The organism is Micromonospora sp. DT46 (genome assembly GCF_049841735.1).
GTDB classification, from domain to species: Bacteria; Actinomycetota; Actinomycetes; order Mycobacteriales; family Micromonosporaceae; genus Micromonospora; species Micromonospora reichwaldensis.
The window spans coordinates 1-565 of sequence record NZ_JBNCKW010000031.1; the positions used below are offsets into that span (position 1 = coordinate 1).

The following is a 565-nucleotide window of genomic DNA, read 5'->3' on the forward strand; positions in this document are numbered from 1 at the left end:
CTGCCGGTGCAGTACGCCGACTACGCCGCCTGGCAACGCCAATGGCTCACCGACGGCACCCTGCAACGCCAGGAAACCCACTGGCGACACACCCTCGCCGACGCACCCACCCTGCTGCACCTACCCACCGACCGACCCCGACCCACCGAACAGAACCACCACGGCGCCCACCTCCCCATCACCATCGACCCCCACCTCACCACCGCCCTCAAAAACCTCACCACCACCCACGGCACCACCCTCTACATGACCCTGCTCACCGCCTGGGCCATCGTCCTGTCCCGCCTCACCGGCCAACACGACCTCATCATCGGCACCCCCACCGCCAACCGACGCCGCGCCGAACTCGAAAACCTCATCGGCTTCTTCGTCAACACCCTCGCCCTGCGCATCGACCTCACCAACCACCCCACCACCACCCAACTCCTCCACCGCATCCGCGACCTCACCCTCACCACCCTCGACCACCAGGACCTCCCCTTCGAACAAGTCGTCGAAGCCGTCAACCCCACCCGCAACCTCGCCCACACCCCCCTCTTCCAAGTCATGTTCGCCTGGCAGAACA

At 66.2% G+C, this 565-nt stretch carries 1 protein-coding gene; it reads left to right on the forward strand.

The window, feature by feature from the left end:
* The coding region (locus ACLQ20_RS31340) for a condensation domain-containing protein (protein ID WP_425858381.1) at window positions 1-565 on the forward strand (565 nt) is incomplete at both ends.